This is a genomic window from Mesorhizobium sp., assembly GCF_004962925.1.
Taxonomy (GTDB): domain Bacteria; phylum Pseudomonadota; class Alphaproteobacteria; order Rhizobiales; family Rhizobiaceae; genus Mesorhizobium.
On sequence record NZ_SUEO01000028.1, the window covers coordinates 4,602 to 23,307 of the forward strand.

15 protein-coding genes are annotated in these 18,706 nt (G+C 62.2%); 8 read left to right on the top strand and 7 right to left on the bottom strand.

What is annotated here, in order from left to right; translation table 11 throughout:
• The first annotated feature begins 100 nt into the window (after positions 1-100).
• The 4 genes from E5W87_RS08890 to E5W87_RS08905 are packed head-to-tail and all read left to right on the top strand — an operon-like array spanning position 101 to position 3,963.
• Entirely contained in the window at positions 101-1,024 is a 924-nt protein-coding gene (locus E5W87_RS08890; RefSeq protein WP_292396211.1) for a carbohydrate ABC transporter permease, read from the top strand.
• Between the two features lie 11 nt (positions 1,025-1,035).
• The gene (locus E5W87_RS08895; RefSeq protein WP_292396099.1) at positions 1,036-1,875 is read left to right on the top strand and encodes a carbohydrate ABC transporter permease; all 840 of its coding nucleotides are present in this window, start codon (positions 1,036-1,038) and stop codon (positions 1,873-1,875) included.
• A complete protein-coding gene (locus E5W87_RS08900; RefSeq protein ID WP_292396102.1) occupies positions 1,872-2,933 on the top strand; it encodes a Gfo/Idh/MocA family oxidoreductase in 1,062 nt (353 codons plus the stop codon). Before E5W87_RS08895 ends, E5W87_RS08900 begins: the two co-directional genes overlap by 4 nt.
• A 31-nt stretch (positions 2,934-2,964) precedes the next feature.
• The gene (locus tag E5W87_RS08905; protein ID WP_292396107.1) at positions 2,965-3,963 is read left to right on the top strand and encodes an ABC transporter ATP-binding protein; all 999 of its coding nucleotides are present in this window, start codon (positions 2,965-2,967) and stop codon (positions 3,961-3,963) included.
• Positions 3,964-4,176: 213 nt separating this feature from the next.
• On the opposite strand, the gene rnd is transcribed toward E5W87_RS08905, so the two are convergent.
• From rnd to E5W87_RS08920, 3 genes are all read right to left on the bottom strand, one after another.
• Positions 4,177-5,328 carry a ribonuclease D gene (gene rnd, locus E5W87_RS08910; RefSeq protein ID WP_292396110.1) on the bottom strand — a complete coding sequence of 384 codons (1,152 nt, stop codon included), beginning with the start codon at positions 5,326-5,328 and terminating at the stop codon, positions 4,177-4,179.
• Positions 5,329-5,425: 97 nt separating this feature from the next.
• On the bottom strand, positions 5,426-6,670 hold the full coding sequence (locus tag E5W87_RS08915) for an MFS transporter (protein WP_292396113.1): 1,245 nt from the start codon (positions 6,668-6,670) through the stop codon (positions 5,426-5,428).
• 165 nt (positions 6,671-6,835) lie between these two features.
• Positions 6,836-7,342, bottom strand: a complete 507-nt coding sequence (locus tag E5W87_RS08920; RefSeq protein WP_292396116.1) for a DUF3280 domain-containing protein — start codon at positions 7,340-7,342, stop codon at positions 6,836-6,838.
• Between the two features lie 257 nt (positions 7,343-7,599).
• Between E5W87_RS08920 and aspS the strand changes: the two genes are divergently transcribed.
• A complete protein-coding gene (gene aspS, locus E5W87_RS08925; RefSeq protein ID WP_292396213.1) occupies positions 7,600-9,390 on the top strand; it encodes an aspartate--tRNA ligase in 1,791 nt (596 codons plus the stop codon).
• An 82-nt stretch (positions 9,391-9,472) separates the two neighbouring features.
• Here the strand turns inward: aspS and E5W87_RS08930 are convergent, their stop codons facing one another.
• Positions 9,473-10,663 (bottom strand): hypothetical protein, encoded by a 1,191-nt coding sequence (locus E5W87_RS08930; RefSeq protein ID WP_292396119.1) that lies wholly within the window; start codon positions 10,661-10,663, stop codon positions 9,473-9,475.
• A 270-nt stretch (positions 10,664-10,933) separates the two neighbouring features.
• Here E5W87_RS08930 and parC point away from each other — a divergent pair, with 270 nt between their 5' ends.
• Positions 10,934-13,186, top strand: a complete 2,253-nt coding sequence (parC, locus tag E5W87_RS08935; RefSeq protein ID WP_292396122.1) for a DNA topoisomerase IV subunit A — start codon at positions 10,934-10,936, stop codon at positions 13,184-13,186.
• A 245-nt stretch (positions 13,187-13,431) separates the two neighbouring features.
• Positions 13,432-14,652 (top strand): AI-2E family transporter, encoded by a 1,221-nt coding sequence (locus E5W87_RS08940; RefSeq protein ID WP_292396125.1) that lies wholly within the window; start codon positions 13,432-13,434, stop codon positions 14,650-14,652.
• Here E5W87_RS08940 and E5W87_RS08945 read toward each other — a convergent pair.
• The 3 genes from E5W87_RS08945 to E5W87_RS08955 all read right to left on the bottom strand — a co-directional run bounded on the left by E5W87_RS08945 (position 14,640) and on the right by E5W87_RS08955 (position 17,041).
• On the bottom strand, positions 14,640-15,536 hold the full coding sequence (locus tag E5W87_RS08945) for a DMT family transporter (RefSeq protein ID WP_292396128.1): 897 nt from the start codon (positions 15,534-15,536) through the stop codon (positions 14,640-14,642). The genes E5W87_RS08940 and E5W87_RS08945 overlap by 13 nt on opposite strands.
• Before the next feature lie 131 nt (positions 15,537-15,667).
• Entirely contained in the window at positions 15,668-16,432 is a 765-nt protein-coding gene (locus E5W87_RS08950) for an arginyltransferase (RefSeq protein WP_095485737.1), read from the bottom strand.
• Positions 16,433-16,570: 138 nt separating this feature from the next.
• Positions 16,571-17,041, bottom strand: coding sequence for an RDD family protein (locus E5W87_RS08955; protein ID WP_292396131.1), 471 nt, complete (start codon positions 17,039-17,041; stop codon positions 16,571-16,573).
• Between the two features lie 310 nt (positions 17,042-17,351).
• Here E5W87_RS08955 and sthA point away from each other — a divergent pair.
• The coding region (gene sthA, locus E5W87_RS08960) for a Si-specific NAD(P)(+) transhydrogenase (protein WP_292396134.1) at positions 17,352-18,706 on the top strand (1,355 nt) is incomplete at its 3' end.

The following is an 18,706-nucleotide window of genomic DNA, read 5'->3' on the forward strand; positions in this document are numbered from 1 at the left end:
CCCTTACCCTCTCCCCGTCCTTCACGGGGAGAGGGTAAGGGTGAGGGGCAGCATTGCCGTCGAAAGCATCGCAAAGAACCTGATCGGCGGGACCGAACGCATGGCCGCAGCACCGAAACGACCGTTCCGCTGGCATATCGTCGTCTTCCTGGCGCCGGCAGTGCTGGTCTATACGGCGATCATGATCCTGCCGCTGGCCGGCACGTTGCAGCTCTCGCTGTTCCGCAACATCGACCAGTCCCAGGTTTTCGTCGGGCTGGAAAACTTCCGCAGGCTGTTCGGCGATCCCAACTGGTCGGTCAATTTCTGGAACGCCCTGCGCAACAACGTCTGGTTCTTCATCATCCACATGGTCGTGCAGAATCCCATCGGCGTCCTGCTGGCCGCACTGCTGTCCAGCCCGCGACTTAGATTCTCCGCCTTCTACCGTACGGCAATCTTCGTGCCGACGATCCTGTCCTTCGTCATCGTCGGCTTCGCCTGGAAGCTGATCCTGTCGCCGCTATGGGGCGTGGCGCCGAATCTGATGGATCTTGTCGGCCTCAAAAGCCTGTTCACGCCATGGTTGGGCAAGGAGCAATATGCGCTGACCACGCTCAGCCTGATCTCGGTGTGGCAGTTCGTCGGCATTCCGATGATGCTGATCTATGCGGCATTGCTGTCCATCCCCGAGGAGGTGATCGAAGCGGCCGAATGCGACGGCATCACCGGCATGTCGCAATTCTGGAAGATCAAGCTGCCGCTGATCCTGCCGTCGATAGGCATCATCTCGATCCTCACCTTCGTCGGCAATTTCAACGCCTTCGACCTGATCTATACCGCGCAAGGCGCGCTGGCCGGGCCGAATTATTCGACCGATATCCTGGGCACCTTCCTCTATCGCGCCTTCTTCGGTTTCCAGTTGCAGGTCGGCGATCCCAACATGGGCGCGGCGATCGCCACGATGATGTTCCTGATCATCCTTGGCGGCGTCTGCGTCTATCTCTTCCTCGTCCAGACGCGTCTGCGTCGCTACCAGTTCTGAGGGGGCCAGACATGAGCACGGCAACCCACTCCCTGCCCCGCACAATCGGCGCCCATGCGGTGCTGTTGACCTACACGGTGATTGCGCTGTTTCCGGTGATCATCGTCATCGTCAATTCGTTCAAGTCGCGCGCGGCGATCTTCGGCGCACCGCTGGCGCCGCCGACGCCAAAAACCTTCGACCTGATCGGCTACACCACCGTCATCGGGCAGGGCGATTTCATCCATTATTTCCAGAACAGCCTTGTCGTCACCGTCGCCTCGCTGTTCTTCGTGCTGCTGTTCGGCGCGATGGCGGCCTTCGCGCTGTCGGAATACCGCTTCCGCGGCAATTCGCTGATGGGGCTTTACCTCGCGCTCGGCATCATGATCCCGATCCGCCTTGGCACCGTCGCCATCCTGCAGTTGATGGTGGCGAGCGGGCTAGTCAACACGCTGACGGCGCTGATCCTCGTCTACACCGCGCAAGGCCTGCCGCTTGCCGTCTTCATCCTGTCGGAATTCATGAAGCAGGTGTCCGACGATTTGAAGAATGCCGGACGCATCGACGGCCTGTCCGAATACACGATCTTCTTCCGGCTGGTGCTGCCGCTGGTGCGGCCTTCCATGGCGACGGTCGCCGTCTTCACCATGATCCCGATCTGGAACGATCTGTGGTTTCCGCTGATCCTGGCGCCGTCGGAGGAGACCAAGACGGTGACGCTCGGAGCGCAGCTGTTCCTCGGCCAATTCGTCACCAACTGGAACGCGATCCTGGCCGCACTTTCGCTGGCGATCATGCCGGTGCTGATCCTCTACGTCATCTTCTCGCGGCAGCTGATTCGCGGCATTACTTCCGGAGCGGTCAAGTGAATTCGGAAAAACCTCTTCGCGTCGTCGTCGCCGGGCTTGGCAATATGGGCCGCAGCCATGCGCTGGCCTATCACACCAATCCGGGATTCCAGATCGCCGCGCTGGTCAACCGCTCGGACGTGCCGCTGCCGGCCGGGCTTTCCGGCTATGATATCAGGCGCTCCTTCGACGAGGTGCTGCGCGACGAAAGACCTGATGTCGCCTGCATTGCCACCTATTCCGACAGCCATGCCGACTATGCGATCAAGGCGTTCGAGGCCGGCTGCCATGTCTTTGTCGAAAAGCCGCTGGCGACGACGGTGGCGGATGCCAAACGCGTGATCGCCGCGGCCAAGGCCAATGGCAAAAAACTGGTGATCGGCTACATCCTGCGCCATCACCCGTCCTGGATAAGGCTGATCGCCGAGGCGCGGAAGCTGGGCGGCCCCTACGTGTTCCGCATGAACCTCAACCAGCAATCCTCCGGCCAAAGCTGGGAGACGCACAAGCAGTTGATGCAGACGACGTCGCCGATCGTCGATTGCGGCGTGCACTATCTCGACGTGATGCTGCAGATCACCGACGCCAGGCCGGTCGAGGTACGCGGCATGGGGCTGAGGCTGACCGACGAGATCGCGCCCACGATGTACAATTACGGTCATCTGCAGGTGCTGTTCGACGACGGTTCGGTCGGCTGGTACGAGGCCGGCTGGGGGCCGATGATCTCGGAGACGGCCTTTTTCGTGAAGGATGTGATCTCGCCCAATGGCTGCGTGTCGATCGTCATGAAAGACGGCGTCAAATCCGACGACATCGACACCCACACCAAGACCTCGACCATCCGCCTGCACAGTGCCGCGACCAGGACGGACGGCAAGTTCGCCAAGCCGGACGAGATGCTGTCGATGGAGGGTGAGCCTGGCCATCAGGATCTCTGCGATCTCGAACAGGCCTTTCTGCTCAAGGCGATCCGCGAGGATCTCGACTTGACCCGCCACATGGACGACGCAGTGAAGTCGCTCGCCGTCTGCCTTGCCGCCGACGAGAGCGTTCGCAGCGGCGCCCCAATCAGACTCTAGACCAGTCAAACTCTAGAACAGGGACGAAGCCGTGGGCTCGCTGAACATCGAGAATGTGAAAAAGGCCTTTGGGCCGGTCGAGGTGCTGAAGGGCATCAACCTCGAAGTGACCGATGGCGAATTCGTCGTCTTCGTCGGCCCCTCCGGCTGCGGAAAATCGACGCTGCTCAGGGTCATTGCCGGACTGGAGGATTCGACCTCGGGACGTGTGGTGATCGACGGGGCGGACGTCTCCGCGACGCCGCCAGCCAAGCGCGGTATCGCCATGGTGTTCCAGACCTACGCGCTCTACCCGCATCTGACGGTGAAGAACAATATGGGCCTTGGCCTCAAGCAGGCGGGCACGCCGGCGGCCGAGATCGACCGCCGCATCGGCATCGCTTCCTCGATGCTATCGCTGGAACCTTATCTCCAGAGGCGGCCGGCCGAGCTGTCCGGCGGCCAGCGCCAGCGCGTCGCCATCGGCCGCGCCGTGGTGCGTGAGCCCAAGCTTTTCCTCTTCGACGAGCCGCTGTCCAACCTCGATGCAGCACTGCGCGTCAACACGCGGCTGGAGATCGCGCAATTGCATCGCCGGCTGAAGGCAACGATGATCTATGTCACCCATGACCAGGTCGAGGCGATGACGCTAGCCGACAAAATCGTCGTGCTCAACGCGGGAAAGATCGAGCAGATCGGCGGCCCGATGGAGCTTTACAATTCGCCGGCGAATGAATTCGTCGCCGGCTTCATCGGCTCACCGAAGATGAATTTCATTGACGGCGCCAGGCTTGGCGAGACGGCCAAGACCATCGGCGTCCGTCCAGAACACCTGACCGTCGATCCGAAATCCGGCGCCTGGAAGGGCACGGTCGTCCATGCCGAGCATCTCGGCGCCGACACCAATCTTTATCTCGATTGCGAGAAGGCCGGCCTGATCACCGTGCGTATCTTCGGCGTCTACAATGCCGAACCAGGTGCTACGCTTTATGCGACGCCGGATCCGGCGAAGACTTATCGGTTCGGGACCGATGGCAAAGTGCTGAAGTAAGCTAGCGCCGACTCCCCTTCTCCCCCTTGTGGGAGAAGGTGGCCGAGCGAAGCTCGGTCGGATGAGGGGTGTTGGAAGGATCGCTACGCTGAAGGCGTAAGCGACAGAAATCCTTCGATGTTTTCTCGTCGCGTTTCTTCCAGCACCCCTCATCCGTCTCGGCGCTGCGCGCCGATCCACCTTCTCCCGCAAGGGGAGAAGGTGTGGCAGAAGCTACAAATCGAACACTGCGATCTTGCGCTTGTCGAACTTGATCGCGATCTCGCCGCGCACCAGCTTGAGCGCGGCCTCGCCGAACACGGCGCGTCGCCAGCCTTGCAAGGCCGGCACGTCCGCAGCCTCGCCCTCGGCGGCGATGCGGTCGATGTCGTCGCTGGAGGCCAGCACCTTCGAAGCGACGCCCTCCTTTTCGGCGACGATCCGCAACAGCACTTTCAGCAGTTCGGCGGCGGCATTGGAGCCTTCGGGCGGCTGAAAACTCTTCGGCAGCTTCGGCATCTCTTCCCTGGGCAAGGCAAGCGCGGTGTTGACCGCGCCAAGCAGCGCCGTTGCCGTCACTGAGCGTTCCCAGCCCTTCGGCGTGGTGCGCAGCTTGGCGAGTGCTGCCGCATCGCGCGGCGCCTGCTGCGCCACCTCGTAGATGGCGTCGTCCTTGAGCACCCGGCCGCGCGGCACGTCGCGTTCGCGCGCCTCGCGCTCGCGCCATGCCGCCACCGCTTGCACGATCGCCAGCTCCTGCGGCTTGCGCAGCCGCATCTTCAGCCGCTTCCAGGCGTCCTCCGGATGCGGATCGTAGGTTTCGCGCGCGGTCAGAATTTCCATCTCCTCGTTCAGCCAATGGGCGCGGTTCTCGCGCACCAGCTCGGCGCTGAGGTGCTGGTAGACCTCGATCAGATGGGTGACGTCGGCAAGCGCGTAGTCGAGCTGCTTCTCGGAAAGCGGCCGGTGGCGCCAGTCGGTGAAACGCGAGGACTTGTCGAGCCGGGCGCCGGTTATCTTCTGGACGAGCTGGTCATAGGAGACGCTGTCGCCGAAGCCGCAAACCATCGCCGCCACCTGGGTGTCGAACACTGGATGCGGGACCAGATCGCCGAGATGAACGATGATTTCGATGTCCTGGCGCGCCGCATGGAAGACTTTGACGACGGCCTCATTGGCCATCAGCCTGAAGAACGGCTTGAGGTCGATGTCGGGTGACAGCGGATCGATCAGCGCCGTCACGCCGGGCGCCGCCATCTGGATCAGGCAGAGGATCGGCCAAAAGGTCGTCTCGCGAATGAATTCGGTGTCGACGGTGACGAAATCCGACTTTTCGAACGCGGCGACAGCGGTCTCGAGTTCTTCTTGGGTGGTGATGACGTGCATCAAATCGCTTTTGGCAAAGGGTAAGATCTCCTTCAATTTCAGCCGCGCGGGCTTTCGTCAAGCCGGAGTCCCGGGTTCAAGACATATGGGGCCGTCATCATTGCTTCGCAGGCCCATCGGAATCATCGTTGCGCTTGGCCAGCCGGGCGAAGACCGTCGATGTACGCAAAAGGCCGATGAACCGGCTGCGATGGCCGGCCGGTACGCCGGACCGCACCTGCATCCGGTACAGGATGACGACGACAAAGATGGCGTAGACGACGGCGGTGAACACGAACAGCGCGCTTGGCCCGAAATACTGCATCGCCGTCGAGGCGGCGAACGGCCCGCCAATGGCGCCGAAGGAATAGAACAGCATCAGTGCCGCGTTGATCAACACGAACTCGCCCTTGTCGGCGCGGTCGTTGGAATGCGCCGCCGATAGCGAGTAGAGCGGCATGGCGAAGCAGCCGAAGATGAAGACGATCACGAAGTTGAGGGACGGGTCGCTGTGCGCCCAGAACACCAGCGCCAGCGATACGAGCATCGCGCAGCAGGTCGTTATCAGCAGCACGGAACGCCGGTCCCAGCGGTCGGACAGATAGCCGAGCGGATACTGGATGATGGCGCCGCCGAAGATGCCGACGCTGACGAAGGTGACGACGTCGGTGACCGACATGCCGATCTGCTCGGCATAGACCGGCGACAATGTGCGAAAGGCGCTGTTGGTGACGCCGACGGCGATGCAGCCGAAGCAGCCGAGCGGCGAAATCCGCCAGACGCGGGCCAGGTCGAGCTTGACGTCTTCCGGCGGGGTCGGGTTGGAGCGGTCACCGAGCGACACCGGCACCAGCGAGAGCGTAATCATGATCGACATGATGGCGAAGATGGCGAAACCGCCGGCGCCGACGATCGGGATCAGGAACTGTGCGCCTGTGACCGAACCGATGTCGACCATCCGGTAGATGGCCAGCACCCGCGCACGGTCCTTGTTGGCGACCCCGGAATTGAGCCAGGCTTCCATGATCGTGAACAGGCCGGCGAAGCAGAACCCGCCGGCGAGGCGCAACGCGCACCACATGACTGGGTCGACGACCAGCACCAAAAGCAATGTTCCCGCCGAAGCGATCGCCGCGAGCGCGGAAAAGGCGCGCACATGGCCGACGGCCTTCATGATGTGAGTGACGGCGAGGCAGCCGAGCAGGAAGCCGGCGAAATAGAACGTGCCCATCAGGCCGATGGTCGAGGCCGAAAATCCCTCCTGCGCGCCGCGCAGCGCGATCAGGGTGCTCTGCAGGCCGTTGCCGCCGAGCAGGATGCCGGCGGCAATAAGGAGCGGGATCAGCGGGCGCATGGAGGACATGAAGGAAGGCCTGTCGTTGACCCTTCTTGAACCATCGCCTGCGCCAATGCCAGCGGCAATTCCCGGCGATTAGCGGGCCAGCACCGGCAATCAGTATCTCAGCTTGAATTTGGCTTGGGAGCGGTCTTTCGCACTCCCGATGGCGCACTGGGGTGGCTGTCCGCCCTACCGCAGGATTCTGTTTGTCATCAGCCATTTCACGGAGCGGGGCCACGCGTAGTTCGCACCCATGCGAAGATCGGTAAAGCCTTGCAAAACAGGTTTCCCGGTTTCAGCGTCGAGGATGCGAATGAACATAGTATGCTCTGTTCGGTTGACGCGCGTTACGACACCGAGCAAGGCAAGAGATGCGCCGTGCTCTTTGGCAATTTTGCCTTCACAGCCCCCGCAGTTGCGCAAGCCGTGCGGCGCACCCGCCTGCTCATCCTTCGCTGGCATATCGACGATCGTAAAACGCCCGGACTTGGAGAGCATGTCCTTCGCCATTTGCGCCGACTCGGACAGATAGCGCTTATCGTGTTCATCCGGGGGGATTATTCCCGCCCCAGCGCTCTTGTCCTCCAATTCGAAAGGAAACACCTCGATTGACATCGGCTTTGTCTGCTGAGCGTGCGCAAATGTGCAAGTGCCGACAAGCAGCGTCACCAGGACAGTCAATGTGCGAATGCGCATGGTCGTCCTCCCATCAACGTGACGGCCATTGTACACGGCTTGACCACTTCAATCACGATCAAAGCAGAGCAAACTCTACGCTTTAACCGTGGCGTGGACTTTTCAGAAGGCCTCGGGCGAAGCCGAAGTCCAACCTGAGATGCTGCCCGTTCGCCGCCTGCCTTGACAAAGGCGGCCTCTCATGTGCTTTTCGCGCAAATTTTCGGGCCAGGCCATCATGCCTTGGCCGCAATCAACATCCGGACTTACCAATGACAATGCATCGTTACCGCAGCCATACCTGTGCCCAGTTGAGGAAGAGCGACGTCGGCTCTTCCGTTCGCCTGTCGGGCTGGGTGCATCGGGTGCGCGACCATGGCGGCCTGCTGTTCATCGATCTGCGCGACCACTATGGCCTGACCCAGATCGTCGCCGACCCGGATTCGCCGGCCTTCAAGGTTGCCGAGACCGTGCGCGGCGAATGGGTCATTCGCGTCGACGGCGAGGTCAAGGCGCGTCTGGCCGAGACCGCCAACGCCAATTTGCCGACCGGCGAGATCGAGATTTTCGCGCGCGAGATCGAAGTGCTGTCGGCGGCCAAGGAATTGCCGCTGCCGGTGTTCGGCGAGCCGGACTATCCCGAGGATATTCGTCTCAAATACCGCTTCCTCGATTTGCGCCGCGACACGCTGCACAAGAACATCGTGGCACGCACGAAGATCATCGCCGAGATGCGCAACCGCATGGGCGAGGTCGGCTTCACCGAATTCTCGACACCGATCCTGACCGCTTCGTCGCCGGAAGGCGCGCGCGACTTCCTGGTGCCGTCGCGCATCCATCCGGGCAATTTCTACGCGTTGCCGCAGGCGCCGCAGATATACAAGCAATTGATCATGGTGTCGGGCTTCGACCGTTACTTCCAGATCGCGCCCTGCTTCCGCGACGAGGACCCGCGCGCCGACCGCCTGCCGGGCGAATTCTACCAGCTCGACGTGGAAATGAGCTTCGTCGAGCAGGACGATGTGCTGGCGACCATGGAGCCGGTCATGCGCGGCGTGTTCGAGACCTTTGCCGCCGGCAAGCCGGTGACGCAGGAGTTCCCGCGCATCGCCTATGACGTCGCCATGCGCAAATACGGCACCGACAAGCCGGACCTGCGCAATCCGATCGAGATGCAGGCCGTCTCCGATCATTTCCGCGATTCCGGCTTCAAGGTGTTCGCCAACATCCTCGCCAATGACCCGAAGGCCGAAGTCTGGGCCATTCCGGCCAAGACCGGCGGTTCACGCGCTTTCTGCGACCGCATGAATTCCTGGGCGCAAGGCGAGGGCCAGCCCGGTCTCGGCTACATCTTCTGGCGCAAGGAAGGCGAAAAGCTCGAAGGTGCCGGTCCGCTCGCCAAGAACATCGGCGAGGAGCGCACCGAGGCGATCCGCCAGCAACTCGGCCTTGCCGATGGCGACGCTGCCTTCTTCGTCGCCGGCGACCCCAAAAAGTTCGTCTCGTTCGCGGGCGCGGCACGCACCCGCGCCGGCGAGGAGCTGAACCTTGTCGACCGCGACCGTTTCGAATTGTGCTGGATCGTCGACTTTCCCTTCTACGAATGGAACGAGGACGAGAAGCGCGTCGATTTCGGCCACAACCCGTTCTCGATGCCGCAGGGCGGCATCGAGGCGCTCAACGGCGAGGATTTGCTTGGGATCAAGGCATTCCAGTACGACATGGTCTGCAATGGTTTCGAGATCGCCAGCGGCGGCATCCGCAACCACCTGCCCGAAACCATGGTCAAGGCATTCGAAGTCGTCGGGCTGGATCGTGAGACTGTCGAAGCGCAGTTCGGCGGCCTCTACCGCGCTTTCCAGTATGGCGCGCCGCCGCATGGCGGCATGGCGGCCGGCATCGACCGTGTCGTCATGCTGCTGGTCGGCGCCAAGAACTTGCGCGAAGTGACGATGTTCCCGATGAACCAGCAGGCCTATGACCTGTTGATGAGCGCGCCGTCCGAAGCCAGCCCACAGCAGCTTCGCGAATTGTCGCTGCGCGTGGCTGTGACCAAGAAAGAAGCTTAAAAACTTCCCGCAACCGATTCTATTGATTCACAAAAAAGCCCGGCATCGCTGCCGGGCTTTTCGCTTTTAAGGCCCGTTTCGCTCAGTCCTCGTTCGCCTTGACCGTCACGCCAAGCGTCTTCGTCAGGTCCACCGGGTTGGACATGGCGCCCGCCATGATCAGCGCGAACGGCACCGCTGCCGGCGGCTCGGCCAAGATCTCGAGGCTCTGCGGGTCGTCGAGATATTTGCCGACCGCAGCCGACACCTGCGCCGTCAATTCGGGATTGTTGAGCTGCGCCATGCCGAAAGGCACGATCGCCTTGGCCTGGTTGGCGATATCCTTGCCGGACATGCCTTGCTGCTTGCCGACATAGTCCAGCACCTTGTTGGTCAGCGAATCGTCGTCGAAGCGGATCGAAGCGCTGTTGAACGAAAGCTGCTGCAAGACGCCGAGCATGGCCATGCCTTGCGCCGAATTGTCGGCGCCTTCGGGCTGCGCCGCCATCTTCTTCTGCGCCTCCTGCAGCGATTTGATGACGTCAAGCGTGTAGCCGCCGAGACCGAAGGTCATGCCGAGCGTTCCGGCATTGTCGACGGAGATGTCGTATTTCGACAGCTCCATCTTGCCGTCCGAAGGCTGCCAGGTGCCCTCCATTTCAAGGTTCCCGGTGATGTTCTGGTAACCGAGCGCGTTGATCACGTCCTTGGACTTCGGATCCTCGATCAGCGTCAGGTCGGCATTGAACTTTTCCGTCGTGCCGGAAAATTCCATCGCCTTGCCGTCGGCCGGCGGCGTGATTTCGATGGCAAGCCCGTCCATCGAGAAGGCGGTCTTGTCGGCGACCTTGACCGTCATGTTGTCGAGCTCTGCCGATTTGTACATCATCAGCTCGCCGAGTGGCCCTGTGGCGCCGTCGGCCGGGACCGTCATGTCGTGGATGATGAAGGGACTGAGGTTGAGCGTGACGCCGTCCTCGCTGTGCTGGAACGCCGCAGTCGAGACCGTTTCGATTTCATAACCGCCATTGGCATCGGTCACCCCTTCGAGTGTGACGTCGCCGAGCTTAAGCGCTTCCTTTTCGGCCGCCGGTTTGACGGCGACGCCTTGCAGCACCATGCTGGAGGCATCGCCCGTCACCCCAGTCCATGAGATGTCGACGCCCTGGGCGGCGAGAGCCGCCTTCAGCCGGTCGGCGACCGCAGCATCCTGCGCGAAGGCCGCGTTCAGCGGCAGCGTCAGCAGGAAGGTCGAAAAAGCGAGCTTGTTGAGTATCGTCCGTCTGATCGTCATTGCGAGTCCCCTGAGCGTGTCCTGAATTATTCTCGAATTCTTTGCGCCGTCACCCTTCCGTGACGAACTGGACGGGAAAAAGGCATTCTCCCGCACAATGGTCGAAAACCATGGCGAAAGGCAAATCCGATCCGTCGTGCTTTGCGATAGAAGCGGGATGTAACAGATTGATGTTGGTCGGCGCTTCATCACGGCCAGTTCGTGTTGCAGAAGGCGCCTCACATTCAAGCGCCTCTTGCCGCGAATCACCCGCTCGGCTAGTCCCAGCCCATGGGAAAAAGGCTTTTACCGCCTGGCGATGGCGGCGGCGACAACATTGAGCCGGTCGATCTGAAGAAAGCGCTGGAAGAGCGCTATCTCGCCTATGCGCTGTCGACCATCATGCACCGGGCGCTGCCGGATGTGCGCGACGGACTGAAACCGGTCCATCGCCGCATCATGCATGCCATGCGGCTGCTCAGGCTCAATCCCGACCAGGGGTTCGCCAAATGCGCCCGCATCGTCGGCGAGGTGATGGGCAAGTTCCACCCGCATGGCGACCAGTCGATCTACGACGCGCTGGTGCGGCTGGCGCAGGATTTTTCCATGCGCTATCCCCTGGTCGACGGCCAGGGCAATTTCGGCAATATCGACGGCGATAACGCCGCCGCCATGCGCTACACCGAAGCGCGTATGACCGATGTGGCGACCGAGCTGCTCTCCGGCATCACCGAGGATGCCGTCGACTACCGGCCGACCTACAATGAGGAGGACGAGGAGCCGGTCGTGCTGCCCGGCGCCTTCCCGAACCTGCTCGCCAACGGCTCGTCCGGCATTGCAGTCGGCATGGCGACTTCGATCCCGCCGCACAATGCCGCCGAGCTCTGTGACGCCGCGCTGCATCTGATCGAGCATCCCGATGCGCCGGTGACGACATTGATGGACTTCGTGCAAGGTCCGGACTTCCCGACCGGCGGTATCATCGTCGATAGCCGTGCCTCGATCCTCGAGGCCTACGAAACCGGTCGCGGTGGTTTCCGCGTCAGGGCGAAATGGAGCCAGGAGGACCAGGGCAGGGGCACCTGGAGCATCGTCGTCACCGAGATCCCCTACGGCGTCCAGAAGGCGCGGCTGATCGAAAAGATCGCCGAGCTTTTGATGGCGCGCAAATTGCCGCTGCTCGAGGACATCCGCGACGAGAGCGCCGAGGACGTCCGCGTCGTGCTGGTGCCGAAGAGCCGTTCGGTCGATCCCGGCATCCTGATGGAATCGCTGTTCAAGCTGACCGAGCTCGAAAGCCGCTTTCCGCTCAACATGAACGTCCTGTCGCGCGGCAAGATACCCAACGTGCTGTCGCTGAAAGGCGTGCTCAAGGAATGGCTGGAGCACCGCCGCGAGGTGCTGATCCGCCGCTCCAGGCATCGCCTCGGCGAGATCGAAAGGCGGCTGGAGATCCTCGCCGGCTATCTGATCGCCTATCTCAATATCGACGAGGTGATCAGGATCATCCGCGAGGAGGACGAGCCCAAGCAAGTGATGATGGCGCGCTGGTCGCTCACCGACAACCAGGCCGAAGCCATTCTCAATATGCGGCTCAGGGCCCTGCGCAAACTCGAGGAATTCGAGATCCGCAAGGAATTCGACGGTCTTACCACCGAGAAGAAGCAGATCGAGGCGCTGCTTGCATCCGACGCCAGGCAGTGGTCGACTATCAAGTGGGAAGTCTCCAGCATCCGCGAGAAATTCGGGCCGGAAACCGAGCTCGGCAAGCGCCGGACCCAGTTCGCCGACGCGCCCGAGCATGACCTGACCGACATCGCCCATGCCATGATCGAGCGCGAGCCGGTCACCGTGGTCGTTTCGGAAAAGGGCTGGCTCAGGGCGATGAAAGGTCACCTGACCGACCATTCGACGCTGACCTTCAAGGAGGGCGACAGCCTCAAGCTCGCCTTCCACGCCCAGACCACCGACAAGGTGCTGGTCTTCACCACCGGCGGCAAGTTCTACACGATCGGCGCCGACCGGCTGCCGGGTGGCCGCGGCCATGGTGAACCGATCCGCATCATCGTCGACATGGACAACGACCAGGACATCGTCACCGCCTTTGTCCATGATCCCAAGCGCAAGCTGCTCTTGGCGTCACATGACGGCAATGGCTTCATCGTGCCAGAAGAAGAGGTCGTCGCCAACACCCGCAAGGGCAAGCAGGTGATGAACGTCAAGGCGCCCGACGAGGCCCAGCGCTGCGTGACGGTCGCCGGCGACCATCTCGCCATCGTCGGCGAGAATCGCAAGATGCTGGTCTTCCCGCTCGCCGAGATCCCTGAGATGGGTCGCGGCAAGGGCGTTCGCCTGCAGAAATACAAGGACGGCGGCGTCCTCGACCTCAAGACCTTCACGCTCGAAAGCGGTCTCTCCTGGCAGGATTCGGCCGACCGCACCTTCGTCAAATCACGTGAAGAGCTGATCGAATGGATCGGTGCCCGAGCCTCGGCCGGCCGCATGGTGCCGAAGGGATTCCCGAGGACGGGGAAGTTTGGGTAGCTGTTAATCTCCCCCCTTGAGGGGGAGATGTCGCCGAAGGCGACAGAGGGGGTCGGCACGTCCCGACGCGACCTCTTATTGTGGACTGAGGACGCCGGCACTTTATGCGCGGCGACCCCCTCTGGCTTGCCGGCCATCTCCCCCCTCAAGGGGGAGATATCTAGACATTTGGAATGTCGTCACGATTGCTGCACTATATCGGTGCATAAGTATCGCTGCATAAGCCGTTTGGGAGAAATGGGCATTTGAAGGAAGCTAGGATTCGGAAACCGGAAGGCCAGCAGCGCCTGTTTGGCCTGTCGACACCGCTCAGATCCGCCGTCATTCCGCCGCTGTCGGCGGCGCGCTGGCTCCTGGTGCTGATCGTCGCCGCCGGGGTCTATTTCTTTCATGGTTTCCTGGTCCCGGTACTGGCCGCGCTCGTCATTGCCTTTGCCAGCTGGCCGCTCTATCGGCGGTTGCTCGCGGGTGTCGGCGGCAACCGCACGGTCGCCGCGACATTGGCAATCCTGTTCATCCTCACCTTCCTGGTGGTGCCGATCGCGTTCGCCGGCGCCTACGCCACCAACGAAGTCCGCGAATGGGTCGGCTGGGCGATCGAGACCAACCGCGAAGGCGCGGCGACGCCGCACTGGATCGCCACGCTGCCTGTGGTGGGCGAGTGGCTGAACGAGCAGTGGACGCGCAATCTCGGCCATCCCGGTGGCATCGGCGAACTGATCCAGCTGATCAGCGGCGCCAACATCGGCAGCATCTACCGCGGCGTGCTGGCCGCCGGCGGCAGCGCCTTCGGCCTTCTGCTGGCGCTGCTGTTCATGATGATCGCGCTGTTCTTTGCCTATCGCGACGGCGAGCATTTCGCCGGGCAGATCGACCGCCTCGGCGAACGCATCCTGCCGACCAGATGGGAGCGGATTTCACGCGTTGTGCCGGCGACGATTTCCTCGACGGTGACCGGCATGACCATTATCGCCATCGGCGAAGGGGTGGTGCTGGGCGTGGCCTACTGGCTGGCCGGCGTGCCGTCGCCGGTGACGCTCGGCGCCCTGACCGGCATAATGGCGCTGATTCCCGGCGGCGCACCGCTGTCCTTCACGCTTGTTTCGATCTATCTCGCCGCCAGCGGCTCGCCGGTGGCCGGGTTGGCGCTGTTCATCTGGGGGACCGTCGAACTGTTCATCGTCGACAAGACATTGCGCCCGAAACTGGTCGGCGGCCCGATAAAGCTACCGTTCCTGCCGACCTTTTTCGGCCTGATCGGCGGCGTCAAGACGATGGGCTTTCTCGGCCTGTTCATCGGCCCGGTGCTGATGGCATTGCTGGTCGCGATCTGGCGCGAATGGCTGCGCGAGGTGGAATTGGCCGACGAGCTTGCCCCCCTGGCGCCGGACGACCTGGAAGGTGCTCCGCCGCAGATCGACATCGTCGCAGAGCACGCCGCCGCGAGGAAGAGTCAGGCCGGGTGACTGACGGCTAGGGTTGCGCGGCGCCTGCGCCCCTCATGCAGCTGCCATAGCGAATGAGCGACCAGTGTGACGATCAGGATCGCGCCGCCGATCAGGCTGTTGCGCGACGGCGTTTCGGCAAAGATCATCCACATCCAGACCGGCGCCAGCACGGTTTCGAGCAGATAGAACATCGCCACCTCCGGTCCCGAAACATATTTCGGTCCGTTGGCGAGGCAGAAGAACGAGATCGGCATGATGACGGCGCCGTTGAAGATGATCCACCACGGCGCGTTCACCTGAAGGCCTTCGCCTGAGACCATGAACACCGCGACGGCCAGGGGCAGAATGACGCCGATCAGCGATGTGAACCCCATGTCCTTGCCGCTGGCGCGCGAGATGGTGATGGCCAGGGCGATGAAGAAAGCCGAGCACAGCGCCATGAGATCGCCGAACAGGTGCCCGGTGCCGATCGAATCGCCGACGATGATCGCGACGCCGAGGATCATGACCAGCATCGCAACCACGGTGACCAGTCGCGGCCGCTCCTTCAGAAACACCCAGGACAGCAGTGCCGCGAACACGGTGTTGAAGGCCAGGATGAAGACCAGATTGGCGGTCGTGGTGTAATAGATGCTGGTGACGAAGGTGACCGAGGTCAGCCCGTAGCATATGGCGACAATGAGCCCGGACCAGCCGGGGATGAGCTGCGGCGCGTTCCGACTCAGCGAGCGCCAGACAGCCCAGATGACCAGCGCCGCGACCAAGGTGGTGCCGGTGCGCAGCAGGAGGATCGTCCATGCGCCGCCGTCGGCCAGGCGGATCAGTGGAATGTCGACGGTCAGCGTCAGGCCGCCGATAGCGGTGATGAGAAGGCCCTTCTGGTGATCGTTGTGGAACGACATGTGGCAATTCTCGCAATGAATGTGGAGGCCGGCGCAAAATTGGCCCAGCGTCTGTCCTTCCAGCCAAGCGGCCGAAAACCAGCAGCATCCTCTCCGTGAAACAGCTTAAGATCGGATTTTGGAAAAACTATTCAGCGCGAAACCGCTTCGTGGTCGTAGCGTTCCCAGCCTTTTGGGCCGAGATGCTCCTGCGGCATGAAGCGCATCTTATAGTTCATCTTGCGCGAGCCGTTGACCCAGTAGCCGAGATAGACATGGGGCAAGCCCATCGCCCTGGCGCGGGCGATGTGATCGAGGATCATGAAGGTGCCGAGCGAGCGGTCCTCGAAGTCGGGATTGAAGTAGGAATAGACCATCGACAGGCCGTCGGCCATCTTGTCGGTGAGGGCTACCGCGATCAGCTCGCCCTGGCCCTTGCCGGTGATGAAGCTGTCGGGGCCGCGGCGCCGGTATTCGATGACCTTGGTGTCGACATGCGTGTCCTCGACCATCATGGCGTAGTCGAGCACCGTCATGTCGGACATGCCGCCGCGGCGGTGGCGGGCATCGAGATAGCTGCGGAACAGCGAATACTGCTCGGTGGACGGTTGCGCGTCGTGCATGGCGCCGATGAGGTCTGAATTGTGCTGTATCACCCGCCTCATGTTGCGGCTGGCGGTGAATTCCTGAGCCAGGATGCGCACCGAAACGCAGGCGCGGCAGGTCTCGCAGGCCGGCCGGTAGGCGATGTTTTGCGATCGCCGGAAGCCGCCTTGCGTCAACAGGTCGTTCATCTCCGACGCCTTGTCGCCGACCAGATGCGTGAACACCTTGCGCTCGAACTGGCCCTCAAGATACGGGCACGGGGACGGCGCGGTCAGGAAGAACTGCGGCGACTGGGTTGGATGCTGCGTCATCGAACCTTGGAAACACTCCTGCGAATCATCATACCTTTGGCGCGCGCAGCGAAAAATTCAACAGGATTGTGAAAGCGCGCCGAGCGGACGCCTTCACTTTGCACATAAACGCTCGCCGGAGACTCGCGAAAGCTGTCCTCAGCGGTCACTGCGGCTGACCACCGTGCCCAATAGCAGGTCGTGCAGCGTGCGCTTGCGGTCGGCAAACAGCGACACCAGAAGGACCAGCGGCGTCAGGATGACGTTGCCCGCCCAAAACAGCACCGAATGCACCACGGCCGTCAGCCCGTCGATGCGGGTGCCGTCCAGACGGTCGAGCCGGATGCCCATCATCTTCATGCCTGTCGTGGCCTGGTCGGCGCTGCCGAGCGTGTTCCAGATGTAGAGGATGGCGACGGCCGGCACGAGGACGGAAAACAACATCCAACCGAGGCCGAGCGTCAAGATCCCGAGGAAGAACACCAGGATCGCGAACGGAATGATGAGCAGCGAGACGATGCAATAGTCGATGACGAAGGCAAGGATGCGCCGCGTGCGCACGCCGTCATAGGCCCTGACATCATCGAGCCTGGTTGTGATGATTTCGCCGTCGAGAACGCGCGCGTTCATGTCATTTCCTCGTAATCAGGCCCGGGATACGGTGCGGGCCGCCTGGTGTTGAAATGGTGAAGTCTCGCGACGGAATCAAGATCGAGCCGTTTTCGGCATGCGGCCGGAAGCGGCGCCGAACCGAATGCATGTCGCGCAAAAGTGCGCAGCGGTTTTGCGATAACGACATGCATTGAAACAAGAGCTTAAAGCGCGTCGCATGAATCCATTCCAACGCGACGCGCTTTAGCCTGGATCGGTTGAATTTGTAGCGCGGATGGCGTTAGTTTGCTGCGCCGCAACATATCAGGCGGGCGAGGGACGGGGCGACATGGATTATGACATGCTGGTCATTGGAAGCGGCCCTTCCGGGCGCCGTGCCGCGGTGCAGTCGGCCAAGCTTGGCAAATCCGTGCTGGTGGTCGACAGGGGCCGGCGCCTTGGCGGTGTTTCCGTGCACACCGGCACCATCCCGTCGAAGACGCTGCGGGAAACTGTGCTCAACCTCTCCGGCTGGCGCGAGCGCGGCTTCTACGGGCGCGGCTACCGGGTCAAGCAGGACATTTCGGTCGGCGATCTGATTGAGCGCCTGCACAAGACGCTCGACCACGAGGTCGAGGTGCTGCAGCACCAGTTCATGCGCAACACGGTCAAGAGCGCGCGCGCCGCGGTCAAATTTCTTGGCCCCAACAGGGCGAGCTTGACGACGGAAACCGGCGACTACAGCGAAGTCGGTTTTGCGCATGCGCTGATCGCGGTCGGCACCCGCCCGCACCGGCCGCGCGACGTGCCCTTCGACAAGACCCGTATCTTCGACAGCGACGAGATGCTGGAACTCGAGCGCCTGCCGCGCACATTGACGGTGATCGGCGCCGGCGTCATCGGCGTCGAGTACGCGACGATCTTTTCGGCGCTCGACGTGCCGGTGACGCTGGTCGAGCCGCGCAACACCATCCTCGATTTCGTCGACCGCGAGATCGTCGACGATTTCATCCATCAGATGCGCGATCGCGGCATGACCATCCGGCTGGGCAGTGCGATCAAGGAGATCGCCTCGAAACCCGACTATGCCGAGGTGACGCTTGCCGACGGCCGCACCATACGCTCGGAGATGGTGCTTTATGCCGCGGGGCGCACCGGCAATGTCGGCGCGCTCGGCTTGGACGTGGTCGGCATCGAGGCCGATTCCCGGGGCCGCATCAAGGTCGATCCGCAGACCTTCCGGACCAGCGCGCCGAATATCTATGCCGCCGGCGACGTCATCGGCTTTCCGAGCCTCGCCTCCACCTCGATGGAACAGGGCAGGGTGGCCGCCTGCCATGCCTTCGGCGTGCCCTTGCCGCCGCCGCCGGAAACCTTTCCCTACGGCATCTACGCCGTGCCGGAAATCTCGACCGTCGGCCAGTCCGAGGAGCAGGTGCGCGAGAGCGGCGGCGCATATGAGGTCGGCGTGGCGCGCTTCCGCGAAACCTCGCGCGGCCATATCATGGGCGTCGACACCGGCTTCCTGAAGCTTTTGTTCTCAATCGAAACACGCCGGCTGCTCGGCGCGCATATCGTCGGCGAGGGCGCGACCGAACTCATTCACATTGGCCAGGCGGTGATCAATCTCGGCGGCACAGTCGATTTCTTCGTCAACAACACCTTCAACTATCCGACGCTGGCCGAAGCCTACAAGATCGCCGG